A 26,217-nucleotide genomic window follows, 5' to 3' on the forward strand; every position below is an offset into this window, starting at 1 on the left:
TCCGGCCCCGAGGACCACGCATCCCATGCCGCGGATCGACACCGTACAGCGCACCGACAAGCAGTCGGCCATCCTCGATGCCGCCGAGCGCTGCTTCGTGCGTTCCGGCTTCCATGGCGCCTCGATGAGCGAGATCTGCGCCGAGGCGGGCATGAGCCCCGGCAATCTCTACCGCTACTTCCCGTCCAAGGAAGCGATGATCGAGGGACTGTGCGAGAGGGATTTCGCCGAGGTTGGTGATGGCTTCGCCATGCTCGCCGAAGCGCCCGACATCTGGGCCGCCTTCGAGGCACTCGCCCGCTTCCACATGGTCGAGGAGCCGCGCGAGAGCTGCCAGCTCTGGGTCGAGACGATGTCGGAAGTGGCGCGCAATCCACAGATCGCCGCCCTGCGTACAAAGATCGACGGGTTCATCGAGCAGAAGCTGCGGTTCGCGCTCGAGCTGGCGCGGGACCGCGGCCAGACCGCTCCCGCCGCCGATATCGACCGTGCCGTGCAGTTCCTCATCACCTTCGCCGACGGGCTCATGCTGCGCCGGGCCCGCGACACCGCCTTCGATCCGACTCCCCACGTCGCGATGATGTTCGACATCCTCCGCGGCATGCTGCTGCCACCCCGCTCACCGTCTCCTGCTAGCGTGACGACGCCATGATCGCCCCCGTTCCCCCCCGTCTTCTGCTCGCCGCAACGCTCGTCCTGGGCGCGCTGTCCGTCGGGCCTCTCGCCGCCCAGACCGCGGCGCCCTCGGTCACCGTGGCTCCCGTGACGCGCTCCGAGCTGCGCGAGACGAGGATCGCCACCGGCTCCTTCGTGGCGCGCGACGAGGTCATGGTCTCTCCCGAGATCGACGGCCTGACGATTGTCGCGATCCTTGCGGAGGAGGGCGACAAGGTCACTGCCGGCCAGGTGCTCGCCCGCCTCAACCGCGAACAGCTCGACGTCCAGCTCGTTCAGAACGGCGCGCAGATCAACCGCGCCGAGGCCGCCATCGCGCAGGCCAGGGCCTCCATCGCGGAGGCGACCTCCGCCCGCACCCTCGCCGACCAGCAGTTGCAGCGCACCCGCCAGCTGCAGCAGAGCGGCGCCGCCACCGCCGATGCCCTCGACCAGCGCACCAACGCCGCCCGCGCGAGTGCGGCGCGGCTGGACTCGGCGACCAACGCCCTCGCGCTCGCCGAGGCGGATCTGGCGCTCGCCCGCGCCCAGCGCAGCGACATCGAACTGCGGATCTCGCGCACCGAGATCCGGGCGAGGGTCGGCGGCACCATCTCGCGCCGCAGCGCCCGCCTCGGCGCCGTGGCCGCAGCAGCCGGCGATCCGCTGTTCCGCATCATCGCCGAATCCGAGGTGGAGCTGGAAGCCGACGTGCCCGAGGCGACGCTCGCCCAGATGCGGCCGGGCCAGCCGGCCGCCGTCGAGGCCGCCGGCTTCACCGCGCCTCTCGCCGGCACGGTCCGCCTCGTCGCTCCGGAGGTGAACCGCACCAACCGTCTCGGCCGCGTCCGCGTCACGCTGACCGGAGCCGAGCGTCCGCCGCTCGGCGCCTTCGGCCGCGCCAGCGTCGAGGTCGCCCGCGCCACCGGCCTTACCGTGCCGCTCTCCGCCGTCATGTTCAGCGACACGCCCGTGGTGCAGGTGGTCAAGGACGGCATCGTGGAGACGCGCAAGGTCGTCGTCGGCCTGCGCGTGCAGGGGCGCGTCGAGATCCGCGAGGGTCTCGTCGAGGGCGAGCAGGTCGTCGCCGTCTCTGGAAGTTTCGTCCGCCATGGCGACCGGGTGGCCCCGGTCCTGGCCCAGGCCCGCTGACGGGGGATCGCCATGTCGTCCTTCAACGTCTCCGCCTATTCGATCCGCCAGCCGGTCCCCTCGATCGTGCTGTTCATCGTGCTCTGCTTCCTCGGCTGGATGAGCTACAACAACCTGCCGATCACGCGCTTTCCCAACATCGACGTGCCGCTCATCCAGATCCGGGTGACGCAGGGGGGCGCTGCGCCCGCCGAACTCGAGAGCCAGATCGCCAAGAAGGTCGAGGACGCGGTCGCCAACATCACCGGCGTCAAGAACGTCATCTCGAACCTCACCGACGGCCAGTCGTCGACCGTCGTCGAGTTCCGCCTCGAGGTGAACACCGACCGCGCGCTGAACGACGTCAAGGACGCCATCGCCAAGATCCGAGCCGACCTGCCGCGCGGCATCGACGAGCCGATCATCGAGAGGCTGGACGTCGAGAACCAGCCGATCATGACGGTGGCGGTCGCCGCCTCGTCGATGACGATGGAGCAACTGTCCTGGTTCGTCGACGACACGGTGAAGCGCGAACTCCAGGGCCTGCGCGGCATCGGCCGCATCAGCCGCAACGGCGGCGTGCTGCGCGAGATCCGCGTCGCCCTCGACCCGAACCGCCTGATGGCCCTCGGCCTCACCGCCGGTGACGTCAATCGCCAGCTGCGCGCCACCAACGTGGACCTTGCCGGCGGCCGCGGCGATGTCGGCGGCCAGCAGCAGTCCATCCGGACGCTGGCCGGCGCGCAGACCGTCGAGGAACTCGCCGCCACGAAGATCGTGCTTCCCGGCGGCCGCGAGGTGCGGCTGTCCGATCTCGGCACCGTCACCGACCTCTACGAGGAGCCGAAGAGCTTCACCCGGCTGAACGGCGAGACGCCGACGGTCGCCTTCCAGGTGTTCCGCTCCAAGGGCGCCTCGGACGTGCGCGTCGCGGCGCTGGCGCGCGCCAAGATCGACGAGCTGCGCGCCGCCCATCCGGCGATCGCCTTCGCCGAGATCGACAATTCGGTGAACTACACGGCCGGCAACCACACCTCGGCCATGACGATGCTGATGGAGGGCGCGCTCCTCACCGTCATTGTCGTCTTCCTGTTCCTGCGCGACTTCCGCGCCACGGTCATCTCGGCGGTGGCGTTGCCGCTGTCCATCATCCCGACCTTCTGGGTGATGGACATGCTCGGCTTCTCGATGAACCTCGTCTCGCTGCTGGCGGTGATCCTGGTGACGGGCATCCTCGTGGATGACGCCATCGTCGAGATCGAGAACATCGTCCGGCACATGAAGATGGGCAAATCGCCCTACCGCGCCTCCATGGAGGCGGCCGACGAGATCGGCCTCGCGGTCATCGCCATCTCGCTGACCATCGTCGCGGTCTTCGCGCCGGTCTCCTTCATGGGCGGCATCGCCGGGCAGTACTTCAAGCAGTTCGGCCTCGTGGTGGCCATCGCCGTCCTGTTCTCGCTGCTTGTGGCGCGCCTCGTCACGCCCATGCTGGCGGCCTATTTCCTCAGGCCGCACGCCCACAAGGAGCCGAAGGACGGCCTCTTGATGCGCTCCTACCTGCGCTTCCTCTCGGGCACGATCCGCTTCCGCTATCTCACGCTGCTCGCCGGCATCGGTGTCTTCGCCCTGTCCATCTGGGCGGTGAAGTTCCTTCCCACCGGCTTCATTCCCTTCCCCGACGAGGCGCGCTTCGTCATCTCGATGGAACTGCCGCCGGGCTCCAACCTGGACGACACGCGCGAGCGTTCCGACCGCCTCGCCAAGCTGATCCGCAAGACCATTCCGGAAGTGGAATCGGTCCTCGTCATCGGCGGCTCCAACCCGGTCGGCACGCTCGAGGTCAGGCGCGCCACCGTCATCGTCCGCCTCATCCACAAGACGAAGCGCGATCGCAGCCAGCGCCAGATCCAGCAGGTGACCTCGCCGCTGTTCACCCAGATCCCCGACATCCGCGCCTGGTACGTCAACGACCGCGGCGAGCGGGAACTGTCGATCATCGTGCGCGGCCATGACGAGCGGAACCTGTCGCTCGCCGTCTCCCGGCTGGAGGCCGAGATGCGGCAGATCCCCGGCTTCGTGAACGTCGCGGCGACCGCCGGCCTCGAGCGCCCGGAAATCCGCGTCGTGCCGAAGGCGGACGAGGCTGCCCGCTACGGCGTCACCACCGACCAGATCTCGGAGACGGTGCGTGTCGCGACCATCGGCGACGTGGCCGCCAACCTCGCCAAGTTCAACGCCGGTGACCGGCTCGTGCCCATCCGCGTCCAGCTGGACACGGATGCGCGCGCCGAACTCGACCTGCTCTCGGCGCTGACGGTGACCACGGCGACCAACCAGCAGGTGCCGCTGACCGCGGTGGCGGACATCACCTTCGGCCAGGGCCCATCGTCCATCGAGCGCTATAACCGGGTTCGCCGCGTCAATATCGGCACCGACCTTGGCGGCGGGATGGAGATCGGCCCGGCGCTGGAGAAGGTCTTCGCGCTGCCGTCGGCGCGCAATCTCCCCGCAGGCGTCTCCTTCCAGCGCGGCGGCGACGCCGAGGTGATGCAGGAGGTCTTCCAGGGCTTCGCCATGGCGATGGGCACGGGCCTGCTCATGGTGCTCGGCGTTCTTGTGCTGCTGTTCCACTCCGTGTTCCAGCCGCTGACCATCCTGATGTCGCTGCCGCTGTCGCTGGGCGGCGTCATCATCGCGCTGCTGCTGACCAACAACGCCATCTCCATGCCGGTGGTCATCGGCATCCTCATGCTGATGGGCATCGTCACGAAGAACGCCATCATGCTGGTCGACTTCGCCGTCGAGAAGTCGCGCGAGGGCATGCCGCGCCGCGAGGCCATTCTCGATGCCGGCCGCAAGCGGGCCCGTCCGATCATCATGACGACCCTCGCCATGGGCGCCGGCATGATTCCGCCGGCGCTCGGCTCTGGCGACGGCGGCGAGTTCCGCGCCCCGATGGCCATCGCGGTGATCGGCGGCCTGATCGTCTCGACCATGCTCAGCCTCGTCTTCGTGCCGTCGTTCTACACGGTGATGGACGATGTCGGTCGCGTCTTCGGATGGATCTTCGGCCGCTTCGTCGGTCCTGCCGACGAACCCGACGACGCTGAGGCCGCACATGCGGGTCACGGCGCACCGCCGCTGCTGCTGCCGGCGGACGCCGCGCCGGCCGGCGAGGCGCCGCGGCCCATCCGCGTCGCGGCCGAATAGACCCGACACGCCTCCCGGGGTCCCAAAGCCCCGGGACGGCGCGGGAGCCCGGTGCCCTCGGGTCCGCCCCCGTGGGCGCCGGGCTCTTCCTTTGTCCGGCTGGCTGACAGACGGCTTCGCCCTCGCTAGGGTCGGCCCGCTCCACGTCACGCAACGAGACCGCCTTGGCCACCACGCCCCTCATCACCCTGCGCGTCGATTTCGCCCCGGGCGTCAGGCTCGGTCCCGGCAAGGCCGACCTGCTCGAGGGCATCCGCGACACCGGCTCCATCGCCGCCGCCGGCCGGCGCATGGGCATGAGCTACAAGCGCGCCTGGATGCTGGTCGAGACGATGAACGCCATGTTCGTCGCTCCGCTGGTGACATCGACCAAGGGCGGGCGCGCCGGCGGCGGCGCGGAGTTGACCGGGACCGGGATCGAAGTTCTCGCGGCCTTCCGCGCGATGGAGAACAAGCTCAGGACCCATGGCGCCGAAGAGGCCGCAACGCTTGCGCGCCTGTTCCGTCCGTCCGGCGATTGACAGGGCGAGCGACGCCAGCGATATAGCCTGTCGGAAATATCGAGGAAGCTCGCGATGGTTGTCCTGCACTACGCCCGCCGCGCCCTGCTCATGGCAGGCCTCGCCCTCGGTCTCGCCGCCCCCGCCATGGCGCAGACGCCGCAGATCGCGGTTGCCGCCAGCGTCAAGACGGCGATGGACGAACTGGTCGCCGCCTTCCGGCTGGCGACCGGCAAGGACGTGTCGGTGGTCTATGGCGCCTCCGGCAACTTCACCCGTCAGATCCGGCAGGGCGCCCCGTTCCAGCTCTTCCTTTCCGCCGATGAGGGCTTCGTCTTCCAGCTCGCCGATGCCGGTCTCGCCGCCGACCGCGGCGACGTCTATGCCGAGGGCCGGCTCGCTCTCTTCGTCCCGAATGGCTCGCCGCTGAAGGCCGACGCGGCGCTGGCCGACCTGCGGGCGGGGCTCCTTGACGGCCGCGTCAAGCGTTTCGCCATCGCCAGTCCGGAACACGCTCCCTATGGCCGGGCCGCCGAACAGGTGCTGAAAGGGCAGGGCCTGTGGGAGCCGTTGCAGGGGCGGCTTGCCATCGGCGAGGACATCGCCCAGGCCGTGCGCTTCGCCACCAGCGGCTCGGCGCAGGGCGGGCTCGTGGCCTATTCGCTGGTGCTGGCGCCGCAGGTCCGGGCGCTCGGCAGCTTCGCTCTCGTTCCGGCCGAATGGCATCTGCCGCTCCGCCAGCGCATGGCCCTGATGAAGACGGCCGGGCCTGTCGCGCGGGAGTTCTTCGACTATCTCCGCAGTCCGGAGGCGCGGGTGATCTTCCGCCGGCACGGCTTCCTCATCGCCGGCGAACAGTCCTGACACCCGATGGACTGGGTCGCCCTCACCCTGTCGCTGAAGCTCGGCGTGGCGACGGTCCTCATCCTGCTGCCGATCGGCTTCATCCTGGCGCGGCGCCTCGCCTTCCATCCGTTTCGCGGACAGGGGGTGGTCGAGGCGCTCATCGCTCTGCCGCTGGTGCTGCCGCCCACCGTCCTCGGCTACTACCTGCTGGTCGGGCTGGGCGCGGCCTCCCCCGTCGGCCAGCTCTGGCAGGCGCTGGTCGGCCGGCAACTCGTCTTCCATTTCGAGGCCCTGCTCGTCGCCTCGGTCATCGCCAACCTGCCCTTCGCCATCCAGCCGATGGTGCAGGCCTTCCGGGCGATCCCCGTCGAGGTGCGCGAGGCTGCGGCGGTGTCGGGCATGACGCCATGGACGGTGATGCGGCGCATCGACCTGCCGCTCGCCTGGCCGGGCATCGTGACGGGCCTCGTCCTCACCTTCGCCCATACGCTGGGCGAGTTCGGCGTGGTGCTGATGGTCGGCGGTTCGCTGCCGGGCGAGACGCGCACGCTCTCCATCGCCATCTACGACCGCGTGCAGGCCTTCGACGATGCGGCGGCCCATGTGATGTCGGCGGTGCTCGTGGTGGTCTCGGTGGCGGCGCTCGCCACCACCTCGCTGCTCTCCGGCCGCATGGTCCGCCGGCATGGCTGAAGACGACCTGATCGTCGCGCTGCGACAGGTGGCGCCCATTCCGCTGAGCGTGTCGCTGTCCTGTGCCGCCGGCGAAATGCTGGCCCTGGTCGGCCCCTCGGGCAGCGGCAAGACCACCGTGCTGCGCGCCATCGCCGGGCTTTATCACCCCGAGGCGGGCAGGGTCCTGTGCGGTGGCGGGACCTGGCTCGACACGGCCAAGGGCATCGCCCTGCCGCCGCATCGCCGGCGCGCCGGCCTCGTCTTCCAGCACTACGCCCTCTTTCCGCACATGACCGCCCTCGCCAATGTCGCGGCCGCCATGGGGCACCGGCCGGCTAGGGAGCGGCCGGACGAGGCGCGGCGGCTCCTCACCCTCGTCCATCTCGACGGGCTGGAACAGCGCTATCCCGCCGAGCTCTCCGGCGGCCAGCAGCAGCGGGTCGCGCTCGCCCGGGCGCTCGCCCGCGAGCCGCAGGTGCTGCTGCTCGACGAACCCTTCTCCGCCGTCGACCGCCGTGTGCGCCGCGAGCTGCATGCCGAACTCGCCGCGATCCGTGCGGCCATCCGCGTGCCCATCGTGCTGGTGACGCATGACCTTGCGGAGGCCACCGGCCTTGCCGACCGGCTCGCGGTCATCGACCGGGGCGAGATCCTCCAGGTGGGCGTGCCGCGCGAGGTCGTCGCCCGTCCCGCCAGTGCAAGGGTCGCCGAGGCGCTCGACCTCGACGCAGAGGCCGGGCCTTCCGCCTGACCGACCTTTCAGAGAAACAGCCCCTCCGCTGCCTCCACCTCCTCAACCAGAAAGCGGTAGGCCTCGTCGATGCGGGCGATGCGCCGCGTATCGACATGGGCGACGAGGTGATAGGTGCGGCGGATGGCGAGCTGCGGCAGCACCCGCGTCAGCCCGCCCGCATCGCGCGCCGCGTAGTCGTGCAGCACGCCGATGCCGGCGCCCGCCTTCACCGCCTCCATCTGGGCGAGCACGCTGGCGCATTCGAAGCGGCGCTGCCCGGCATCGAAGGCCGGCGGGTAATAGGTGAGCGATTCCGAATAGTGCAGTTCCTGCACCGAGGTCACCAGCAGATGCCGGCGCAGCGCCTCGGCCGTCTCCGGCGTGCCGTGGCGGTCGAGATAGCCGGCAGTCGCGTACATGCCGAGCCCGTAGTCGGTGAGCTTGCGCACGGTCAGGCGTCCGTCCGTCGGCGGGTCGATGACCACGGCAAGGTCGGCGTCGCGCTTCGACAGCGACATGGTCCGCTGAAGCGGCACCAGCTGGATGGTGAGGTCCGGATGGCGACCGGCGAGCCGGCCGAGCCGCGGCGACAGGAACAGCGCGCCGAAGCCTTCCGGCGCGCCGATGCGGATGGTGCCGGAGATGACGCGGTCGACCTGCGACACGTCGGCCTGCGCGTCCAGCCAGGCGGTCTCCATGGCCTCCGCCGCGGCGACGAACGTCTCCCCGGCCACCGTCAGCGTCACCCCGGCCGTCGAGCGCGATACCAGATGCGTGCCGAGCTGCTCCTCCAGGAGGGTGATGCGCCGCGCCACCGTCGCATGGTCGAGCGACAGCGCCCGTGCCGCCGCGAGGAACTGGCCCGAGCGCGCCACCGCGAGGAAGACCCGGACATGATCCCAGTTTGGCGTCATGCCTGCACCTTACGCCAGATTTCGCACAACGTATGCGCCAACTTGGTGCTTGGTTGCCGCACCGCTTCGCTCTAGTTGTGGCAGCCTCAGAGGAGACGAACCCATGCGCAACTATGGTCATTTCATCGGCGGCAAGCATGTCGCCGGCAAGTCGGGCCGTACCGCCGACGTGTTCCAGCCGCTCGACGGCTCGGTCTTCGGCAAGGTGGCGCTGGCCACCAAGTCGGAAGTGCGCGAGGCGGTGGAGAACGCCAAGGCCGCCCAGCCCGCCTGGGCCGCGACAAACCCGCAGCGCCGCGCCCGCGTGCTGATGAAGTTCCTCGAGCTCTGCGCCCGCGACAACGACAAGATGGCCGAGCTGCTGGCCCGCGAGCACGGCAAGACCATTCCCGACGCCAAGGGCGATATCCAGCGCGGCCTCGAGGTCGTCGAGTTTTCCATCGGCGCGCCGCAGATGATGAAGGGCGAGTACACCGATGGCGCCGGCCCCGGCATCGACATCTACTCGATGCGCCAGCCGCTCGGCGTCGTCGCCGGTATCACCCCCTTCAACTTCCCGGCGATGATCCCGCTGTGGAAGGCCGGCCCGGCGATCGCCGCCGGCAACGCCTTCATCCTGAAGCCCTCCGAGCGCGATCCGGGCGTGCCGATGATGCTGGCGGAACTCTTCATCGAGGCCGGCCTGCCGCCGGGCATCTTCAACGTCGTCAACGGCGACAAGGAAGCGGTCGACGCCGTTCTCGACGACGAGGACATCAAGGCCGTCGGCTTCGTCGGCTCCACCGCCATCGCCGAATATGTCTATGCCCGCGGCTGCGCGGCCGGCAAGCGCGTCCAGTGCTTCGGCGGCGCCAAGAACCACATGATCGTCATGCCCGACGCGGACATGGACCAGGCGGTCGACGCCCTCATCGGCGCCGGCTACGGCTCGGCCGGCGAGCGCTGCATGGCGATCTCGGTCGCCGTTCCCGTCGGCGAGGACGCCGCCAACCGTCTCATGGAGAAGCTGGTGCCGCGGGTGGAGAGCCTCAAGATCGGCCCCTCGACCTCGGCCGACGCCGACTTCGGCCCGCTCGTCACCGCCCAGGCGCTGGAGCGGGTGAAGGGCTATGTCGACATCGGCGTCAAGGAAGGCGCCAAGCTGGTGGTCGACGGCCGCGGCTTCACCATGCAGGGCTACGAGAACGGCTACTACATGGGCGGCTGCCTGTTCGACAACGTCACCAAGGACATGCGTATCTACAAGGAGGAGATCTTCGGACCGGTCCTCTCCGTCGTCCGCGCCAAGACCTATGGCGAGGCCCTCGGGCTTGCCAACGACCACGAGTACGGCAACGGCGTCGCCATCTTCACCCGCGACGGCGATGCGGCCCGCGACTTCGCCGCCAAGGTGCAGGTCGGCATGGTCGGCATCAACGTGCCGATCCCGGTGCCGCTGGCCTACTACACCTTCGGCGGCTGGAAGCGCTCGTCCTTCGGCGACCTCAACCAGCACGGTCCGGACGCCTTCCGCTTCTACACGAAGACGAAGACCGTCACGTCCCGCTGGCCCTCGGGCGTCAAGGACGGCGCCAGCTTCGTCATCCCGACCATGGGGTGAGGGACGGGGCGTCAGACCAGCGACAGGACACCGGCGCCGGAAACGGCGTCGGTAATGCCCTTGCCGGGTCCCATCTCGTCCAGCGTGGGGCGGAAGGTGTCGAGCGTCGCGATCATGGCAGGCCGCGCTGCGACGAGCGCGGCCTCGCTCTCCCATTTGCCGATGAGGCAATAGCGCTGGTCGCCGGTCCGGATGATCGTGCCCTCCAGCAGCCCCGGCCAGCGGGCCTTGCCGTCCCGGTGGGCATCGAGGAAGGCCTGTTCCTGGCCCGGCTTCACCTGAAACTTGACGACGTTGAAGGCCTGCATGTCGCGTCTCCATGACTCGCGTGGATCGGCTGCACTGCACTTCAGGAGGTACCAGCTTGGCGGAGCCAGGGACCGGCGTCCATAGCGGCTCCGCTGAGGCCCGGGGCTTGCCTGCGAGACGGCCCGGAAGAGGGATACTGCGCCGGTGCCTGATGATGCTCGCCGCTTGAGGCCGCTCGCGCAGAGCCGCTATCGCCGCGTGGACGTGTCGCGGCCTTGCCTGACCGGCTAGACTCAATCAGAGCATCCCAACAGGAAGACTTGCCATGCGCATTGCCGTCGGTGGTTTCATGCACGAAACCAACACCTTCGTCCCCGAGCCGACGCCCTGGGCTATGTTCAACCAGGAAGGCGCCTGGCCGGGCTTCACCCGTGGCGCGGAGATCCTGACGAAGTTCCGCCCCTTCAACATTGCGGTCGCGGGCTTCATGGGCGTCGCCGAGAAGGCGGGCCACACCATGGTGCCGCTGTCCTGGTCCTTCGCCCAGCCCTCCGGCCGGGTCGAGGATGCCGTGTTCGAGCGCGCCGCGGCCTACCTCCTCGCCGACATCGCCGATGCCGCCCCCGACGCGGTGTTCCTCGAGCTGCATGGCGCCATGACCACCGAGACCATCGAGGATGCCGAGGGCGAACTGCTCGCCCGCGTCCGCCGCCTCGTCGGGCCGAACGTGCCCGTCGTCGCCTCCCTCGACCTCCACGCCAACGTGACGCGGCAGATGGTCGACAATGCCAGCTTCATGTCGGCCTACCGCACCTATCCGCATATCGACTGGCTGCAGACCGGCCAGCGCGTCGCCGAATGGTTCGACCGCGTCGTCTCGTGGGGGCCGCGTCCGGCCCGCGCCTTCCGGCAGATGCCCTTCCTCATCCCCATCGCCTCGGGCTGCTCCATGATCGAGCCGATGAAGGGGCTCTACGCCCTGCTCGGCGAGATCGAGGCGGAGACGGGCGTGCATCTCTCGCTCTGCCCCGGCTTCCCCTCCGCCGACATCTTCGACATGGGCGCCACCGTCATCGGCTACGGCGCCGACCAGCCGACCGTCGATGCGGCCGTGGACCGGCTCTACCGCGCCGTGCTGCGCTCGGAAGCCGCCTTCCTCGAGCATCTCGCCAAGCCGCAGGACGAGGCGGTGACGCTGGCGTTCCAGCGCGCCGCGCTCGCCTCGAAGCCGGTGATCATCGCCGATACGCAGGACAATCCTGGCGCCGGCGGTTCCTCCATCACCACCGGCTTCCTCAGGGCGATGATCAACCGCGGCGCGAAGGACACGCTGATGGCGCTCTTCCACGAGCCGGAGATCGCGAAGGCTGCCCATGCCGCCGGCAGGGGCGCAACCATCGAGGTCACCTTCTCAGCCAACGGCAAGGGGCCGGGCGAATTGCCCCTGACGACGAAGGCGGAGGTCGTGGCCGTCTCCGACGGGCGCTTTACCGGCACCGGCCCGATGGTCGGCGGCCAGCCGATCAACATGGGCCCCTCGGCCTGGCTCCGCATCGGCGGCATCGACCTCGTCGTCGGCACGGTGCGCCAGCAGCCGCACTGCGTCGCGGTCTGCACCCATCTCGGCGTGGACATCACCGGCTACAAGGTCGTGGTGCTGAAGAGTTCGGTACATTTCCGCGGCGGCTGGCAGCCCTATGCGGATTCGGTGGTGGTCGGCGCCTCGCCCGGCGCGGCGCTCGACGACACCGGCGTCATCCCGTTCAAGCACCTCAGGCCCGACGTCAGGCGGCGGCCCATGTCGAACCAGTAGGGGAGAGCAAGGCGCCCTGCATTGCGGAAAGGCGCCCTGCATTGCGGAAGTGCGTCCTTCGAGGCTCGGCTATCGCCTCGCACCTCAGGATGAGGAGGCGAGCGCATGGCATCGAGGAGTGAGGGCCACACGACGGAAGGCGCCTCCGTGCTCAGTGCAGGCCACCAACCTCCTCATCCTGAGGTGCGAGGCGATAGCCGAGCCTCGAAGGACGCACTTCGGCTGGGCAGGGCGGCGGGCAGCGCTATCCGCGCACCACATCACATCTTGACGGGCACGCCGCTCACCGCCGCATTCAGCGCGCGCAGCAGCGGCAGCACCACGTCCATCGCCGGCGTGCCGACCCCGTGCTCCCGTCCGAAGGCCTGCAGCTGGCCGACGATGGCTTCCACCTCCATGGGACGGCCGGCCTCGGCATCCTGCAGCATGGACGGCTTGCCGCCGGGGCGACCGGGTCTGGCCGGCACGGCCGCCGCCGGGTCGACAGTCTCGGTCAGGTCCCACCCGAGCGCCTTCGCCACCTCGAGCATTTCGCGGATCATGGCGATGCCGAGTTCGCCGATGCCCGGCACCTCGTGCCAGCGGCCGAGCGGCAGGCGCGAGAGGGCGCAGAGCGGATTGGCGGCGATGTTCAGCACCAGTTTCTCCCACATCGCCCTGCGGATATCGGCGGTCACCTCGCCGTTGAGACCGGCGCGGCGGAACACCTCCGCCGCCGCATCGGCGCGCGGCGAAGCATCGCCCGTCGGCTCGCCGATGATCCAGCGATTGCCGGCCGAGTGGGCGATGACGCCGGGTTCGGTGACGGCGTTGGCGGAATAGACGACGCCGCCCAGAACGCTTTCGGGGCCGAGGTCGCGCCAGAGCTTGCCCTCGGGGTCGAGCAGCGGCAGCGAGCCGTCCTCGCTGAGGCCATGGTTCCACCACCACGGCACGCCGTTGGTGAAGAACAGGGCAGCCGCGCCCGGCGCCAGCAGCGCCTTCAACGGCGCTGCGATGGCGGGCAGCGAATGCGCCTTCAGGGTCACGACGACCAGATCCTGCGGCGGCAGGGTGGCGGGGTCGTCGGTCGCCGCATGCGGCTTGCCGCCGAGCGTCTGGCCCTCGCTGTGGAGGGTGAGGCCCTTCTCGCGGATGGCGGCGAGATGGGCGCCGCGCGCCACGACGGACACCTGCGCCTCGCCCGCCGCGATCAGACGCGCCGCGGCATTGCCGCCCACGGCGCCGGCGCCAAAGATACAGACCTTCATGGGGGAGCTCCGGGGGATCAGATGACGTTGAGTTCGAGCACCGGCTCGTTCCTGAGGATGCGGTCGAAGCCGAAGACAGAGAGGTCGAGGCTGCGGTAGCCGCCGTGGACGATGAGCTCGGCCAGCGCCCGCCCGGCGGCGGGGGCCTGCTGCAGGCCGTGGCCGGAAAAGCCGTTGATGAACATCAGGCCGGCGATATCCGGATGGGGGCCGAGAATGGCGTTGTGGTCGAGCGTGTTGAAATCGTAGTGCCCGGCCCAGGCGCGCATCTGGCGCAGTTGCTCCATGGCCGGGATGCGCGTCGCCCAGGCCGGCCAGACGTGGTTCTCGAACTCGTCGTGGCCAGGCTCGAAGTCGCCATGGGCGGCGGGATCGGGGTCATTCTCGCCCGGCCCCCAGCCGCCGATGACGAGGTCGCGCTCGGGGCGCATCCACACCCCCGACGGATCGACGATAAGGGGCATGTCCGGGAAGGTCTCCGGGCACTTCACGACGAAGATGGTGCGCTTGCGCGGCTCCACCGGCAGCGGCACGTCGATGCCCTGCGCCAGCCGTCCGGCCCAGGCGCCCGCCGCCAGCACCAGCGTGCCGCAGGAGCGCGCCGAACCGTCGGTCATCACTGCACCGGTGACGCGGTCGCCGACGCGGACGAGGGAGGCGACCTCGCCCTTCTCGTAGGTCGCGCCGGCCTCGCGGGCGGCTTTGCGGAAGAGGTCGAGCAGCATGGCGGCGTCGAACCAGCCCTCGCCGCTCTGGCCGAAGGCGCCGAGCGCGATGTCCTCGGTCGAGATCCACGGGAAACGCGCCTTCAGTTCTGACGGCCCGAGCAGCACGATGTCCGAGCCCTCGGCCGATTGCGTCTGCCAGTTGGCCTCCAGCACGGAACGTCCGCCCTCGGAGGCGAGGATCAGATAGCCGCCCTCGCGGAAGCCGATATCGGCGTCCGGGCCGAAGCGCTCCTTCAGCGAGCGGATCACCTCGATGCCGAAGCGGCTCATGCGGATGTTTTCAGGGGTCGAGAACTGCTGGCGGATGGAGGCCGCCGACAGCGTCGTCGAGGCCTCCGCATAGGTCGGGTCGCGCTCGATGACGCGCACCGTGCCGGCATAGCCGAGTTCTTTCTTGAGGAAATAGGCTGTGCAGGACCCCATGATCCCGCCGCCGACGATCAGCACGTCCGCGTGTGTCACGCTCTGTCTCTTGTCTTGGAAAAGCCGGTCTCGTTCGGAAGGACGATGGCATGCATGCTGCGATGCAGCTAGCCTCGCCCGCACATAGCCCATCCTCCTCAAGCCATAGCCAGCCGTCGAGCCCGACCATGTCGATCCGTCCCCGCCGCTCCGTCCTCTACATGCCCGGCTCCAACGCCCGCGCGCTGGTGAAGGCCCGCACCCTGCCGGCCGACGTCGTGATCCTCGATCTCGAGGACGCGGTGGCGCCCGACGCCAAGGAGACGGCGCGGGCGCAGGTCGCCGCCGCGGTGATGCAGGGCGGCTTCGGCCATCGTGAGGTGGTGGTCCGCATCAACGGCCTCGACACGGCCTGGGGCGATGCCGACCTGAAGGCACTCGCGCCGACCGGCGCCGACGTCATCCTCATCCCGAAGGTCAACGCGGGCGCCGACCTCGTCGCCGCCGGCAAGGCCATTGCCACCGCCGGCGCGCCGGACAGGACCGCCGTCTGGGCCATGATGGAGACGCCGCTCGCCATGCTGAACGCCGCCGGCATCGCCGCCGCCGCGAAGGACCGCACGACGCGGCTCACCGGCTTCGTCATGGGCACCAACGACCTCGCCAAGGAGACCGGCGCGCGCATCGTTCCCGGACGTGCGCCGATGAACGCCTGGCTGATGATGTCGCTCGCCGCCGCCCGCGCCCACGGCCTCGCCATTCTCGACGGGGTCTGGAACGAGATCGCCGACGAGGCCGGCTTCGCCCGCGAATGCGCCGAGGCGCGCGACATGGGCTTCGACGGCAAGACGCTGATCCACCCCAGCCAGATCGCACCCTGCAACGCGGCCTTCTCGCCCGCCGAAAAGGAGGTCGCCTGGGCCCGCACCATCATCGCCGCCTTCGACCTGCCGGAGAATGCGGCGAAGGGAGCGATCCAGGTGGAGGGGCGGATGGTGGAGCGCCTGCATGCCGACATGGCGCGCAAGCTCGTCGCCATCGCCGACGCCATCGCCGCGCGCGAGGCGTCGGCCTGATCCTCTGCCGATCCGGCCGGTTGCCCTGCCTCCCGCTTTCGTGAGAGACGGGAGCATGACGGTGTGTCCATGAGTGCGGCGGTGGCCGGGATCGACGTGAAGCGGGTTCGGGAGGCTCTCGGGTCCCGCTCGATCGTGCTCGTCGGGCTGATGGGGGCTGGCAAGTCGTCCATCGGGCGGCGGCTGGCCCATCGGCTCGGCCTGCCCTTCGTTGATGCCGACACCGAGATCGAGAAGGCCGCCGACCTCACCATCCCCGAAATCTTCGAGAAGCACGGCGAGGCCTATTTCCGCGCCGGCGAGGTGCGGGTCGTCGCCCGCATCCTCGATTCCGGGCCGCAGGTGCTGGCGACCGGCGGCGGCGCCTACATGAACCCGGAGACGCGGGCGCGCATCCGCGAGCGCGGCGTCGCCGTCTGGCTCAAGGCCGAGCTCGACGTGCTGATGAAGCGCGTCAAGCGGCGCGGCGACCGGCCGCTGCTCAAGGCCGACGACCCCAGGGCCGTGCTGAAGCGCCTGCTGGACGAGCGCTATCCCGTCTATGCGCAGGCGGATGTGACCGTCGTGTCCCGCGAGGCCTCCCACGAGGAGGTGGTCGACGACGTCCTGGCGGCACTGGCCGAGCACGTGCAACTGACGGCGGAACGAGGCGCCCCATGACCGATCCCATTCCCGCGGCCGGGACCGACGGTCCGGTGCACGTGCCCGTGGCGCTGGGTGAGCGCTCCTACGACATCCTGATCGGCTCGGGCCTCATCGCGGCGGCCGGTGCGACGCTCGCCGCCCGCTTTCCCGGCCGCGCCGTCGCTATCGTCACCGACGCCACCGTCGGCGACCTGCACGGCCCGGCGCTGGAGGCGAGCCTCTCCGCCGCCGGCATCCGCCATCACCGCATCACCGTGCCGCCGGGCGAAGCGACCAAGCGCTTCGGCATGCTGGAGGAGGTGGTCGACCAGATTCTCAACCACCGGCTGGAGCGCGGCGACATCGTGCTGGCGCTCGGCGGTGGCGTGGTCGGCGACCTCGCCGGCTTCGCCGCGGCCATCGTCCGCCGCGGCATGGGCTTCGTGCAGATGCCGACCTCGCTGCTGGCGCAGGTCGATTCCTCGGTGGGCGGCAAGACCGGCATCAATTCCCGCCACGGCAAGAACCTCATCGGCGCCTTCTACCAGCCGGGCCTCGTCCTCGCCGATACCGACGTGCTCGACACGCTCTCCACCCGCGAGTTCCGCGCCGGTTACGCCGAGGTGGCGAAATACGGCCTCATCGACGACCCCGGCTTCTTCTCCTGGCTCGAGGCTCACTGGCGCGGCGTCTTCCAGGGCGGCCGCGACCGCGTCCGCGCCATCGCCACCTCCTGCCGCGCCAAGGCGGCCGTCGTCGCCCGCGACGAGACGGAAACCGGCGACCGGGCGCTGCTCAACCTCGGCCACACCTTCGGCCATGCCCTGGAGGCCGCCACCGGCTATGACGGCAGCCGCCTCGTCCACGGCGAGGCGGTGGCCATCGGCATGTGCCAGGCCTTCCGTTTCTCGGCAAAGCTCGGCCTCTGCGCCCCCGTCGAGGCGGTTCGCATGGCCAGTCACCTGAAGACCGTCGGGCTCCCGACGGAACTCCACGAGGTGCCCGGCGGCGTCGGCGACGTCGACCGGCTGATGGCGGCCATCGGGCAGGACAAGAAGGTCGCGCGCGGGAAGCTCACCTTCATCCTGGCGCGCGACATCGGCGAGAGCTTCATCGCCAGGGACGTCGACCCCGCCGCGGTGCGCGACTTCCTTGCCGGGGAGCTGGCGAGAGGCTAGGTCGCTTCATGTCGTCCGCGCGATGGCGCGGGCGGACCGACCCTGACTTCATTGCCGCCGCACGCGGCCGAGGACGCCATGGACGAACTTGCGATCAATCCCTGGCTGGCGCTGGGACTCATAGTCTTCTGCCTGTTGCTGTCCGCCTTCTTCTCCAGCGCGGAGACGGCCATGTCGGCTGCCTCCAAGGCGCGCATGCTCGCGCTGGAGAGCGGCGGCGACAGCCGTGCCGGCATCGTCAGCCGCCTGCTCGACACCCGCGAGCGGCTGATCGGCGCCATGCTGGTCGGCAACAACATCGTCAATGTCGGCGTCTCGGCCTTCGCCACCAGCCTGTTCGTCGCGGTGCTCGGCGCCGAGGGCGTGATCTATGCGACCGCCGTCATGTCGGTGCTGCTGATCGTCTTCGCCGAGGTGCTGCCCAAGACGGTGGCGATCGCGCGGCCCGAGTGGATGGCCCTGATCTATGCCCGCCCGGTCTCCTGGGTCGTCGCCCTGTTCGGACCCGTCCTCATCGCCGTCGAGGGCATCGTGCGCGGCGTGCTGCGCCTGTTCGGCATGCGCATCAACGAGAACCAGAACGTGCTCACCGGTGCCGAGGAACTGCGCGGCACGGTCGACCTCATGCACAAGGAGGGCTCGTTCGGGAAGCTCGACCGCGACATGCTCGGCGGCATCCTCGACCTGAAGGACCTGACCGTCGAGGACGTCATGGTCCACCGCACCAAGATGGTCAGCATCGATGCCGGCGATGCGCCGGAAAAGGTCGTGCGCGACGTCCTGGCGGCCCCCTACACGCGCATCCCGCTGTGGCGCGATACGCCGGAGAACATCATCGGCGTGCTGCACGGCAAGGACCTGCTGCGGGCGCTGGCGGCCGCTGGCGGCGACGTCGGCAAGATCGACCCCTCGAGCCTGGTCCTGCCGGCCTGGTTCGTGCCCGATTCCACCAGTCTCCAGGACCAGTTGAAGGGGTTTCTCAGGCGCAAGACGCATTTCGCCTTCGTCGTCGACGAATATGGCGAGGTGATGGGCCTCATCACGCTTGAAGACATCATCGAGGAGATCGTCGGCGACATCAAGGACGAGCACGACGTGCAGGTCACCGGCGTCCGACCCCAGGCGGATGGTTCGGTCAATGTCGACGGCTCGGTGCCGGTGCGCGACCTCAACCGGGCCATGGACTGGCGCCTGCCCGATGAGGAGGCCACCACCATCGCCGGCCTCGTCATCCATGAGGCCCGCTCGATCCCCGAGACCGGCCAGACCTTCACCTTCCACGGCTTCCGCTTCCAGGTGCTGAGGCGCCAGCGCAACCGGATTACGTCGCTCAAGATCACGCCGCTCGACCGCGTCGTCTGATCGAAACACGGGATGGTCAATCTGACGCGGTTGCCGGCGCTGTCATTGTTCAATCTTTAGGAATAATGACGTAGCGTCAGGCTGCTGTTTTTACCGTGTTTGAGCCCCCCGCATGACGAGAGTTGTTCTCGATGGTCATTTCTTCCGGACCCCCTGGACCGGCGTCGCCTACTATGCGTACGGGTTGTACTCGGCGCTGGCGGAAGACGAGCGGGCGAGCCGGCTGACCCTGCTCGAGGGGACCCGGTCGCATCTCCTGAGCCAGTGGGTCAGCGACACCCAAACCCGGCGGGCGGCTCCGACGGGTGATTCCGTGTCGCCGCGCCTGCACCGTCTCGTTCATCGCGTCCCGCTGCTGCGCGGGGTGGCGCGCCGCACGCGCGCGCTGCTTCACCGCATCCCTTTGTCGCGCCTGAATTGCGATCTCTTCCACTCGCTGAACTATGTGCCGGTGACCTCGGTCAGGGCGCCGCTGCTGCCCGTCGTGCATGATATGTCCTGCATGACCAATCCGGACGACCATCCGGCCGAGCGCGTCCGCTTCTTCGAGGCCGAACTCGACAAGGTCCGGTCGGCGCCCGCCATCCATACGGTGTCGCGCTTCTCGCGCGACGAGATCGTCAGGCTGCTCGGCATCGCGCCCGCCCGCATCCACGTCATTCCGCCGGGAGCAGACCGGCAATGTCTCGCAGCGCCGCTCGCCGACGGCACGATACCGGGCGACGTCGCGCCGCTCGGCCTGACGAGCGGCCGCTATGTCGCGGCCGTGGCGACGCTCGAACCGCGCAAGAACCTGCGCACGCTGGTCGCCGCCCAACTGGCGCTGCCGCCGGCCCGCGCCCGCCGCCAGCCTGTGGTCATTGCCGGGGCACGTGGCTGGGGCGACCTGCAATGGCCCTCCGGCCTCGACTCCGCGCTGGCCGACGGGCGCATCGTCCTCGCCGGCTATCTGGATCGCCCGATACTCATCGACCTCACCCGCCATGCCCGCGCGGTCGCCTATCCCTCGACCTATGAGGGGTTCGGCCTGCCGGTGCTGGAGGCGCTGGCCTGCGGCACCGACGCGCTGATCTCGTGCGGCACGGCCTGCGTCGAGGCGGGGCAGGGCGAGGCCATCGAACTGCCGGCCCTCGACATCGACGCCTGGGCGGAGGCGCTCGGCCGCCTCGCCGACGAGCCGCTGTCGCCGGAGCGGCGTTTGCATCTGCGGACCGCCGCCCTGCGCGCGCCGAGCTGGACCGATGCCGCCCAGTCGACACTCGGTCTCTATGAAACCATCCTCGGCCGACCCCTCGGGCATGACTGATCTCGACGGAGAGATCGGGACCGCCTGCGACATCCTGCGCGCCAGGTTCGCCGCGGACGCCGAGCCGATCATCGCGGTCGCCTGCATCCGTGACGAACAGGACGTCGTCGAACGGTTCGTGCGTCACAACCTCGCCGTCGTCGACGGGCTGATCGTCCTCGATCACCGCAGCCGGGATCGCACGCCGGAGATCCTCGCCGCCCTCGTCGCGGAAGGACTGCCGCTCGCGCTGTGCCGCGTGACGCTGCCCGGCAAGCACCAGGGCGACTGGATGACCCGCATGGCGCGCGCCGCCGCCACGCGCCTCGGCGCCCATCCGGTGGTGCCTCTCGATGCGGACGAGTTTCTGACCGGCTCGGACAGGAGCGCGATGCGCGCCCTGCTCAAAACTGTTGCGCGGAACGGCGTCTCGGCCATCGAGTGGATGAGCTACGTGCCCATGCCCGACGATCCCGCGGGCGAGATCGACGTGCTGGCCCGCATCACCCACCGGCGGGCGCGCGAGGTGTCGCGGACCCTCAAGCTCGCCGTCGGCCGGGATCTTGCCGCCGACCCGGACTTCCTGTGGAGCCACGGCATGCACCGCGCGGCGCGGGGACTGCAGGATCTCGAGCCCGCGCCACAGGTGCCCGAACTCTCGTTGGCCCATTTTCCCGTCCGCTCGGTGGAGCAGTTGCGGGGCAAGGTGGCGATCTCCCGGCTCGGCAATGCCGTGCGCACGGGCAAGGCCGACTATCTTTGCTACGACTGGCTGGAGGCGCTGGTCCCGCTCGTGCCGAAGATGACGGCCGATGACCTCAGGCGCGCCGCCGTCCACTATCTGTGCGAGCACGATTTCGGTGACGACGAGGTGGTGGCGGACCTGGTCCGATCGCTGGGAGGACCCCTGCGCTACACGACCGGAGACGTGCCCGATGCCCTCGACCGCGTCATGTGGAGCGCCATGGATCTGGCGCTCCTGTGCGCGACGCGTCCCGAGATCGCCGATTCCAATCCGGGCAATCCATCGATCCTCGAGCAGAACAGACTGATGCGGGCGGCCCTGACCGAGCTTCGCCAGGGGCTCGACCTCCCCGATGTGCCCCCCCGCGAACTGGCGAGGACCGTCATCGAAACGCGCCCGGTCCTGAGGGATATTCCGGCGGGGGCCCTCGCGCAGGAAGTGCTGTTCCGGGTAAGACGTCGTCTCGGGCGGCTGTTCGCGCGCTGAAACGGGCGCGCTGCCGCGCCACCGAGGACATGATGGCCGAGGACACCGGACCGCTGATCGCCCTCATCGCCCACGACCAGAAGAAGCCGGGCATGCTGGCCTGGGCCCGGCGCCATCACGCCCGCCTCGTCCGCCATCCGCTTGTCGCCACCGGCACGACCGGATCGCTCCTGAAACGCGACCTGCCCGATCTCGATATCCGCCTCATGAAGAGCGGTCCGCTCGGCGGTGACCAGCAGATCGGCGCGCTCATCGTCGAGGGCCGCATCGGCCTTCTCGTCTTCCTTGTCGATCCGCTGTCGCCGCACCCGCACGACGTCGACGTCAAGGCGCTGACGCGGCTCGCCGTCGTTTACGACGTGCCCATGGCCTGCAACCTTGCGACCGCCGACCGGCTCATCGCATCGTTCTAGGCGCTACTCCCCCGGCGCCTTCGTCTCCATCGCGAGGGCATGGACGCGGCCCTTCAACTCGGCGTCGAGCACCTGGTTGACCATGCGATGACGCTCCACCCGCGACTTGCCGGCAAAGGCCGCCGAGACCAGCCTGACGCGGAAATGCGTCTCGCCGCCCTCGCGCCAGCCGCCGTGGCCCCGATGGTTCTCGCTCTCGTCGAGGACCTCCAGCGTCTGCGGGGCGAAGGCCGCCGTCAGCTTGTCCGTCATGGTGTCGCGCACGCTCATCGCTCTCTCCCTGTCCGGCGGCATATCGGCCAGCCGGGCCGCATCCGCAACCCCGCCGCGCCTCCGGCCGCCTTGCCGGAGGCCGCGCCCCTCTGATACACCGCCGGCAACGAGCCCACAGGGGGAAACCCATGCAGAAGTTCACGGTCCTCACCGGCGTCGCGGCGCCGATGCGCACGATCAATGTCGATACCGACATGATCATCCCCAAGCAGTACCTGAAGACCATCAAGCGCACCGGCCTCGGCAAGGGCCTGTTCTCCGAGGCGCGCTACAAGGACGACGGCTCGGAGAACCCGGACTTCATCCTCAACAAGCCGGCCTACCGCAACGCCCAGATCCTGGTCGCCGGCGACAATTTCGGCTGCGGCTCGTCGCGCGAGCACGCCCCCTGGGCGCTGCTCGACTTCGGCATCCGCTGCGTGATCTCCACCAGCTTCGCCGACATTTTCTACAACAACTGCTTCAAGAACGGCGTGCTGCCGATCAAGGTCTCGCCGGAGGAGCTGGAGAAGCTGTTCGAGGACGCCGACCGCGGCTCCAACGCCACCCTGACGGTCGACCTAGAGGCGCAGGAAATCCGCGGCCCCGACGGCGGCGTCATCAAGTTCGACGTCGACGCCTTCCGCAAGCACTGCCTGCTCAACGGCCTCGACGACATCGGCCTGACCATGGTCAAGGAAAAGGCCATCGGCCAGTTCGAGACCACCGTCTCGGCCGCCCGTCCCTGGCTCTGAGAGCCCCGACACCGAAGGAGCCCGCCATGGATCGCCGTCTCATCTCCACGGGCTCTCCCTTCGAGAAGACTGCGGGCTATTCGCGCGCCGTGGTGCAGGGCGGCTTCGTCTTCGTCGCCGGGACGACCGGCTACGACTATTCCACCATGCAGCTTCCCGTTTCCGTCGAGGACCAGGCCCGCAACTGCTTGAAGACCATCGCCGCGACGCTGCGCGAGGCCGGCACGTCCATGGCCGAGGTGGTGCGCGCCACCTACTACATCACCGACGCCGCCGACGCCGACAAGGTCTTCCCGATCTTCGGCGAGATGTTCGGCGACATCCGCCCGGCCGCGACGCTGCTCGTCGTCGCCGGCCTGCTGAAGCCCGAGATGAAGATCGAGATCGAGGTCACCGCCGCCATGCCGGCGACGGCCGCGCCCGACGCCATCTTCTCCTGACCCCGCAGCCCGGCGGACCGATCATGACCGAGACCAAGACGCCGAGCCTCGCCGACCTGCGCGGCGAGATCGACCGCATCGACGGCGCCATGCATGCGCTGCTGATGGAGCGCGGCCAGATCATCGAGAAGCTGATCGAGGTGAAGAAGACCGCCGAGACCGGCTCCGCCTTCCGGCCGGCGCGCGAGGTCGAGGTCGTCCGCCGCCTCGTCGAAAACCACAAGGGCCTGCTGCCGGTCGAACTCGTGGTGCAGATCTGGCGGCAGATCATCTCCACCTTTACCTATGTGCAGTCGCCGCACTCCGTCCATGTCGTCATGGGGCCGGAGCAGGAGAACGCCCGCGAACTCGCCCGCTTCCACTTCGGCTTCGGCGTGCCGCTGGTGAAGCACTCGAGCCCCGGCTCGGTGATCGCCGCCATCGCCCGCGACCGCGGCGATCTCGGCCTCATCGGTCTCGGCCCCGCGCGCGAGGCCTGGTGGGACAAGCTCGGCCTTCCCGACCAGCCGATCGCCATGGCGACCGCCCCGGCCATCGCCCGCGCCGCCAGCCCGCGGCCGCCGCAGGCGCTCGTCATCGGCCATCCCTCCATCGACACGGCCGGCCTCGACACCCGCGTCGTCGCGGTGACGCTGACGGGACATCCCCCGGTGCATGTCGACGCGGTGCTCGCCAGCGCCGACGAGGGCGGCCATCACCATGTCCTTGCCTGGGGGCCGCGCGAGGCCTCCGACGAGGAGATCGCGCGCGACGTCGCCTCCGGCATGGCGGTTGAAGCCGCCCGCACGGTCGGCTACACCGCAAAGCCCATCGCGGCCTGATATTTCTGACAGCTTGCGGCCCGTGCCGCTCCTCGCTCCGGTATCGCCATGACCAACCAAGCCTCGCGTCCCGTTCCCCGTCCCGGAGTGATGGCGATCGACGCCTATGTGCCCGGAAAGTCCGGCGCGCCGGGCGCCGCCAAGGTCTACAAGCTCTCCTCCAACGAGACGCCGCTCGGCGCCAGCCCGAAGGCCATCGAGGCCTTTCAGAAGCTCGCGGGCAAGCTGGAGCTCTATCCGGAGGGCTCCTCCGCCGAGCTGCGGGAGGCCATCGCCGGCCTCTACGGCCTCGATGCCGACCGTATCCTCTGCGGCTCGGGCTCCGACGAACTCCTGTCGCTCTTGACCAACGCCTATATCGGCCCCGGCGACGAGGGCGTGTTCACCGAGCACGGCTTCCTCGTCTACAAGATCGCCATCCTCGCCGCCGGCGGCACGCCGGTCGTCGTCAAGGAGAAGAACCTGACGACGGATGTCGACGCCATCCTTGCCGCGGTGACGCCGAAGACGAAGATCGTCTATCTCGCCAACCCCAACAATCCGACCGGCACCTACATCCCCTTCGACGAGGTGAAGCGCCTGCATGCCGGCCTGCCGAAGTCCGTGCTGCTGATCCTCGACGCCGCCTACGCCGAATATGTCCGCCGCAACGACTACGAGAGCGGGCTGGAACTGGTGGCCTCCAACGAGAATGTCGTGATGACGCGCACCTTCTCGAAGATCTACGGCCTTGCGGCGCTGCGCATCGGCTGGATGGTCGGCCCGGCGCACCTGATCGATGCGGTGAACCGCATCCGCGGCCCCTTCAACGTCAACGCCGCGGCGATCGCCGCCGGCGCCGCTGCCATTCAGGATCAGGCCTTCGTCCAGAAGGCTGTCGAGCACAACGAGACCTGGCTGCCCTGGCTGACCGCCGAGATCGGGAAGCTTGGCCTCGAGATGACGCCCTCGGTCGGCAACTTCCTGCTGGTCCACTTCCCGAAGGAGGCCGGCAGGACGGCCGCCGATGCCGACGGCTACCTCGTCTCCAAGGGCCTCGTGCTGCGCCGCGTCGGCGCCTATGGCCTCCCCGACGCGCTGCGTCTCACCGTCGGGACCGAGGAGGCCAACCGCCATCTCGTCGCGACCCTCGCCGAGTTCATGAAGCGGTGAGCGGCGAGCCGCTCTTCGGCAAGGTCACGCTGATCGGCATCGGCCTGATCGGCTCGTCAATTGCGCGCGCCCTGCGCGACGTTCCGCTGGCTGGAACGGTGGTGGCCGCCGACCGCTCCGAGGCCGTCGTCGACCGCGTGCGCGAACTCGGCATCGCCGATGAGGCGACCACCGACATGGCCGCTGCCGTGAAGGACGCCGACCTCGTCATCGCCTGTGTGCCCGTCGGCGCCATGGGGGCGGTGGCCGAGGCCATCGGCCCGCACCTCAAAGCCGGCGCCATCGTCTCCGACGTCGGTTCCACCAAGGGCTCCATCGTCGCGCAGATGGCGCCGCACATGCCGGCCGGCGTCCATCTCATTCCGGCCCATCCCGTGGCGGGCACCGAGCATTCGGGCCCCGACTCCGGCTTCCCCGAGCTCTTCCACGGCCGCTGGTGCATCCTCACCCCCGTGCCGGACACGGACCCTGCCGCGATCGAGCGTCTCTCCGCCTTCTGGCAGGGGCTCGGCTCGAAGACCGAGGTGATGGCGCCCGACCATCACGACCTCGTCCTCGCCATCACCAGCCACGTGCCGCATCTCATCGCCTACAACATCGTCGGCACCGCCTCGGACCTGGAGACGGTCACCGAGAGCGAGGTGATCAAGTTCTCGGCCGGCGGCTTCCGCGACTTCACCCGCATCGCCGCCTCCGATCCGACCATGTGGCGCGACGTCTTCCTCCACAACAAGGAGGCGGTGCTGGAGGTGCTCGGACGCTTCACGGAAGATCTCATCGCGCTCCAGCGCAACATCCGCTGGGGGCAGGGCGACCAGCTCTTCGACCTCTTCACCCGCACCCGCGCCATCCGCCGCTCGATCATCGACCAGCGCCAGGACACGGCCGATCCGGACTTCGGACGCAACCGCAAGTGACGC

At 69.3% G+C, this 26,217-nt stretch carries 26 protein-coding genes; 21 read left to right on the forward strand and 5 right to left on the reverse strand.

Translation table 11 applies throughout. The annotated features are described in order from the left end of the window. The first annotated feature begins 25 nt into the window (after positions 1-25). From ACJ4V0_RS00495 to ACJ4V0_RS00525, 7 genes are all read left to right on the forward strand, one after another. On the forward strand, positions 26-652 hold the full coding sequence (locus tag ACJ4V0_RS00495; protein ID WP_448297578.1) for a TetR/AcrR family transcriptional regulator: 627 nt from the start codon (positions 26-28) through the stop codon (positions 650-652). After that, the gene (locus ACJ4V0_RS00500) at positions 649-1,806 is read left to right on the forward strand and encodes an efflux RND transporter periplasmic adaptor subunit (RefSeq protein WP_448297579.1); all 1,158 of its coding nucleotides are present in this window, start codon (positions 649-651) and stop codon (positions 1,804-1,806) included. Before ACJ4V0_RS00495 ends, ACJ4V0_RS00500 begins: the two co-directional genes overlap by 4 nt. Positions 1,807-1,818: 12 nt before the next feature. Beyond that, positions 1,819-4,998, forward strand: coding sequence for an efflux RND transporter permease subunit (locus ACJ4V0_RS00505; protein WP_448297580.1), 3,180 nt, complete (start codon positions 1,819-1,821; stop codon positions 4,996-4,998). A gap of 164 nt (positions 4,999-5,162) precedes the next feature. Further along, entirely contained in the window at positions 5,163-5,519 is a 357-nt protein-coding gene (locus tag ACJ4V0_RS00510) for a winged helix-turn-helix domain-containing protein (protein ID WP_448297581.1), read from the forward strand. Positions 5,520-5,573: 54 nt separating this feature from the next. Beyond that, positions 5,574-6,362, forward strand: coding sequence for a molybdate ABC transporter substrate-binding protein (modA, locus tag ACJ4V0_RS00515; protein ID WP_448297582.1), 789 nt, complete (start codon positions 5,574-5,576; stop codon positions 6,360-6,362). A 6-nt stretch (positions 6,363-6,368) separates the two neighbouring features. Next, entirely contained in the window at positions 6,369-7,037 is a 669-nt protein-coding gene (gene modB / locus ACJ4V0_RS00520) for a molybdate ABC transporter permease subunit (protein ID WP_448297583.1), read from the forward strand. Then, entirely contained in the window at positions 7,030-7,770 is a 741-nt protein-coding gene (locus tag ACJ4V0_RS00525; protein ID WP_448297584.1) for an ABC transporter ATP-binding protein, read from the forward strand. The genes modB and ACJ4V0_RS00525 overlap by 8 nt, the downstream gene beginning before the upstream one ends. An 8-nt stretch (positions 7,771-7,778) precedes the next feature. Here the strand turns inward: ACJ4V0_RS00525 and ACJ4V0_RS00530 are convergent, their stop codons facing one another. Beyond that, positions 7,779-8,666: a LysR family transcriptional regulator gene (locus ACJ4V0_RS00530; RefSeq protein ID WP_448297585.1), complete on the reverse strand. Its 888-nt coding sequence runs from the start codon at positions 8,664-8,666 to the stop codon at positions 7,779-7,781. Between the two features lie 103 nt (positions 8,667-8,769). Here ACJ4V0_RS00530 and ACJ4V0_RS00535 point away from each other — a divergent pair, with 103 nt between their 5' ends. Beyond that, positions 8,770-10,266, forward strand: coding sequence for a CoA-acylating methylmalonate-semialdehyde dehydrogenase (locus ACJ4V0_RS00535; protein ID WP_448297586.1), 1,497 nt, complete (start codon positions 8,770-8,772; stop codon positions 10,264-10,266). Between the two features lie 11 nt (positions 10,267-10,277). Here the strand turns inward: ACJ4V0_RS00535 and ACJ4V0_RS00540 are convergent, their stop codons facing one another. After that, on the reverse strand, positions 10,278-10,574 hold the full coding sequence (locus ACJ4V0_RS00540) for a putative quinol monooxygenase (protein ID WP_448297587.1): 297 nt from the start codon (positions 10,572-10,574) through the stop codon (positions 10,278-10,280). 266 nt (positions 10,575-10,840) lie between these two features. On the opposite strand from ACJ4V0_RS00540, the gene ACJ4V0_RS00545 reads away from it, so the two are divergent. Beyond that, a complete protein-coding gene (locus ACJ4V0_RS00545) occupies positions 10,841-12,328 on the forward strand; it encodes a M81 family metallopeptidase (RefSeq protein ID WP_448297588.1) in 1,488 nt (495 codons plus the stop codon). 260 nt (positions 12,329-12,588) lie between these two features. Here the strand turns inward: ACJ4V0_RS00545 and ACJ4V0_RS00550 are convergent, their stop codons facing one another. Further along, a complete protein-coding gene (locus ACJ4V0_RS00550; RefSeq protein WP_448297589.1) occupies positions 12,589-13,578 on the reverse strand; it encodes a ketopantoate reductase family protein in 990 nt (329 codons plus the stop codon). A gap of 17 nt (positions 13,579-13,595) precedes the next feature. Beyond that, positions 13,596-14,768 (reverse strand): NAD(P)/FAD-dependent oxidoreductase, encoded by a 1,173-nt coding sequence (locus tag ACJ4V0_RS00555; RefSeq protein ID WP_448297590.1) that lies wholly within the window; start codon positions 14,766-14,768, stop codon positions 13,596-13,598. Positions 14,769-14,896: 128 nt separating this feature from the next. Between ACJ4V0_RS00555 and ACJ4V0_RS00560 the strand changes: the two genes are divergently transcribed. The 7 genes from ACJ4V0_RS00560 (at position 14,897) to ACJ4V0_RS00590 (ending at position 21,877) form a co-directional block, all read left to right on the forward strand. After that, positions 14,897-15,784: an HpcH/HpaI aldolase/citrate lyase family protein gene (locus ACJ4V0_RS00560; RefSeq protein ID WP_448297591.1), complete on the forward strand. Its 888-nt coding sequence runs from the start codon at positions 14,897-14,899 to the stop codon at positions 15,782-15,784. Positions 15,785-15,853: 69 nt separating this feature from the next. Continuing rightward, entirely contained in the window at positions 15,854-16,444 is a 591-nt protein-coding gene (locus ACJ4V0_RS00565) for a shikimate kinase (RefSeq protein WP_448297961.1), read from the forward strand. Continuing rightward, the gene (gene aroB / locus ACJ4V0_RS00570) at positions 16,441-17,586 is read left to right on the forward strand and encodes a 3-dehydroquinate synthase (protein ID WP_448297592.1); all 1,146 of its coding nucleotides are present in this window, start codon (positions 16,441-16,443) and stop codon (positions 17,584-17,586) included. The genes ACJ4V0_RS00565 and aroB overlap by 4 nt, the downstream gene beginning before the upstream one ends. A gap of 78 nt (positions 17,587-17,664) precedes the next feature. Beyond that, the gene (locus tag ACJ4V0_RS00575; RefSeq protein WP_448297593.1) at positions 17,665-18,948 is read left to right on the forward strand and encodes an HlyC/CorC family transporter; all 1,284 of its coding nucleotides are present in this window, start codon (positions 17,665-17,667) and stop codon (positions 18,946-18,948) included. Between the two features lie 112 nt (positions 18,949-19,060). Beyond that, positions 19,061-20,254 carry a glycosyltransferase family 4 protein gene (locus ACJ4V0_RS00580; protein ID WP_448297594.1) on the forward strand — a complete coding sequence of 398 codons (1,194 nt, stop codon included), beginning with the start codon at positions 19,061-19,063 and terminating at the stop codon, positions 20,252-20,254. After that, positions 20,247-21,464 carry a glycosyltransferase family 2 protein gene (locus ACJ4V0_RS00585; RefSeq protein WP_448297595.1) on the forward strand — a complete coding sequence of 406 codons (1,218 nt, stop codon included), beginning with the start codon at positions 20,247-20,249 and terminating at the stop codon, positions 21,462-21,464. Before ACJ4V0_RS00580 ends, ACJ4V0_RS00585 begins: the two co-directional genes overlap by 8 nt. Before the next feature lie 32 nt (positions 21,465-21,496). Beyond that, entirely contained in the window at positions 21,497-21,877 is a 381-nt protein-coding gene (locus ACJ4V0_RS00590; protein WP_448297596.1) for a methylglyoxal synthase, read from the forward strand. Positions 21,878-21,880: 3 nt separating this feature from the next. On the opposite strand, the gene ACJ4V0_RS00595 is transcribed toward ACJ4V0_RS00590, so the two are convergent. Continuing rightward, positions 21,881-22,147, reverse strand: a complete 267-nt coding sequence (locus ACJ4V0_RS00595; protein ID WP_448297597.1) for a BolA family protein — start codon at positions 22,145-22,147, stop codon at positions 21,881-21,883. A gap of 131 nt (positions 22,148-22,278) precedes the next feature. On the opposite strand from ACJ4V0_RS00595, the gene leuD reads away from it, so the two are divergent. Genes leuD through ACJ4V0_RS00620 form a run of 5 tightly spaced genes read left to right on the forward strand, consistent with a single transcriptional unit; the run spans position 22,279 to position 26,214 of the window. Next, positions 22,279-22,884, forward strand: coding sequence for a 3-isopropylmalate dehydratase small subunit (leuD, locus tag ACJ4V0_RS00600; RefSeq protein WP_448297598.1), 606 nt, complete (start codon positions 22,279-22,281; stop codon positions 22,882-22,884). A 26-nt stretch (positions 22,885-22,910) separates the two neighbouring features. Next, positions 22,911-23,324 (forward strand): RidA family protein, encoded by a 414-nt coding sequence (locus tag ACJ4V0_RS00605; protein WP_448297599.1) that lies wholly within the window; start codon positions 22,911-22,913, stop codon positions 23,322-23,324. A 23-nt stretch (positions 23,325-23,347) separates the two neighbouring features. Further along, positions 23,348-24,145 carry a chorismate mutase gene (locus tag ACJ4V0_RS00610; RefSeq protein ID WP_448297600.1) on the forward strand — a complete coding sequence of 266 codons (798 nt, stop codon included), beginning with the start codon at positions 23,348-23,350 and terminating at the stop codon, positions 24,143-24,145. Positions 24,146-24,193: 48 nt separating this feature from the next. Then, positions 24,194-25,297, forward strand: a complete 1,104-nt coding sequence (gene hisC / locus ACJ4V0_RS00615) for a histidinol-phosphate transaminase (protein ID WP_448297601.1) — start codon at positions 24,194-24,196, stop codon at positions 25,295-25,297. Further along, entirely contained in the window at positions 25,294-26,214 is a 921-nt protein-coding gene (locus ACJ4V0_RS00620; protein WP_448297602.1) for a prephenate/arogenate dehydrogenase family protein, read from the forward strand. Before hisC ends, ACJ4V0_RS00620 begins: the two co-directional genes overlap by 4 nt. Positions 26,215-26,217: the final 3 nt, after the last annotated feature.

Source organism: Phreatobacter aquiterrae (assembly GCF_053471285.1).

Coding starts and splice junctions, on each gene's coding strand:
- ACJ4V0_RS00495 (WP_448297578.1), top strand. CDS start 26: ATGCCGCGGATCGACACCGTACAGCGCACCGACAAGCAGTCGGCCATC.
- ACJ4V0_RS00500 (WP_448297579.1), top strand. CDS start 649: ATGATCGCCCCCGTTCCCCCCCGTCTTCTGCTCGCCGCAACGCTCGTC.
- ACJ4V0_RS00505 (WP_448297580.1), top strand. CDS start 1,819: ATGTCGTCCTTCAACGTCTCCGCCTATTCGATCCGCCAGCCGGTCCCC.
- modA (WP_448297582.1), top strand. CDS start 5,574: ATGGTTGTCCTGCACTACGCCCGCCGCGCCCTGCTCATGGCAGGCCTC.
- modB (WP_448297583.1), top strand. CDS start 6,369: ATGGACTGGGTCGCCCTCACCCTGTCGCTGAAGCTCGGCGTGGCGACG.
- ACJ4V0_RS00525 (WP_448297584.1), top strand. CDS start 7,030: ATGGCTGAAGACGACCTGATCGTCGCGCTGCGACAGGTGGCGCCCATT.
- ACJ4V0_RS00530 (WP_448297585.1), bottom strand. CDS start 8,666: ATGACGCCAAACTGGGATCATGTCCGGGTCTTCCTCGCGGTGGCGCGC.
- ACJ4V0_RS00535 (WP_448297586.1), top strand. CDS start 8,770: ATGCGCAACTATGGTCATTTCATCGGCGGCAAGCATGTCGCCGGCAAG.
- ACJ4V0_RS00540 (WP_448297587.1), bottom strand. CDS start 10,574: ATGCAGGCCTTCAACGTCGTCAAGTTTCAGGTGAAGCCGGGCCAGGAA.
- ACJ4V0_RS00545 (WP_448297588.1), top strand. CDS start 10,841: ATGCGCATTGCCGTCGGTGGTTTCATGCACGAAACCAACACCTTCGTC.
- ACJ4V0_RS00550 (WP_448297589.1), bottom strand. CDS start 13,578: ATGAAGGTCTGTATCTTTGGCGCCGGCGCCGTGGGCGGCAATGCCGCG.
- ACJ4V0_RS00560 (WP_448297591.1), top strand. CDS start 14,897: ATGTCGATCCGTCCCCGCCGCTCCGTCCTCTACATGCCCGGCTCCAAC.
- ACJ4V0_RS00565 (WP_448297961.1), top strand. CDS start 15,854: ATGAGTGCGGCGGTGGCCGGGATCGACGTGAAGCGGGTTCGGGAGGCT.
- aroB (WP_448297592.1), top strand. CDS start 16,441: ATGACCGATCCCATTCCCGCGGCCGGGACCGACGGTCCGGTGCACGTG.
- ACJ4V0_RS00575 (WP_448297593.1), top strand. CDS start 17,665: ATGGACGAACTTGCGATCAATCCCTGGCTGGCGCTGGGACTCATAGTC.
- ACJ4V0_RS00580 (WP_448297594.1), top strand. CDS start 19,061: ATGACGAGAGTTGTTCTCGATGGTCATTTCTTCCGGACCCCCTGGACC.
- ACJ4V0_RS00585 (WP_448297595.1), top strand. CDS start 20,247: ATGACTGATCTCGACGGAGAGATCGGGACCGCCTGCGACATCCTGCGC.
- ACJ4V0_RS00590 (WP_448297596.1), top strand. CDS start 21,497: ATGGCCGAGGACACCGGACCGCTGATCGCCCTCATCGCCCACGACCAG.
- ACJ4V0_RS00595 (WP_448297597.1), bottom strand. CDS start 22,147: ATGAGCGTGCGCGACACCATGACGGACAAGCTGACGGCGGCCTTCGCC.
- leuD (WP_448297598.1), top strand. CDS start 22,279: ATGCAGAAGTTCACGGTCCTCACCGGCGTCGCGGCGCCGATGCGCACG.
- ACJ4V0_RS00605 (WP_448297599.1), top strand. CDS start 22,911: ATGGATCGCCGTCTCATCTCCACGGGCTCTCCCTTCGAGAAGACTGCG.
- ACJ4V0_RS00610 (WP_448297600.1), top strand. CDS start 23,348: ATGACCGAGACCAAGACGCCGAGCCTCGCCGACCTGCGCGGCGAGATC.
- hisC (WP_448297601.1), top strand. CDS start 24,194: ATGACCAACCAAGCCTCGCGTCCCGTTCCCCGTCCCGGAGTGATGGCG.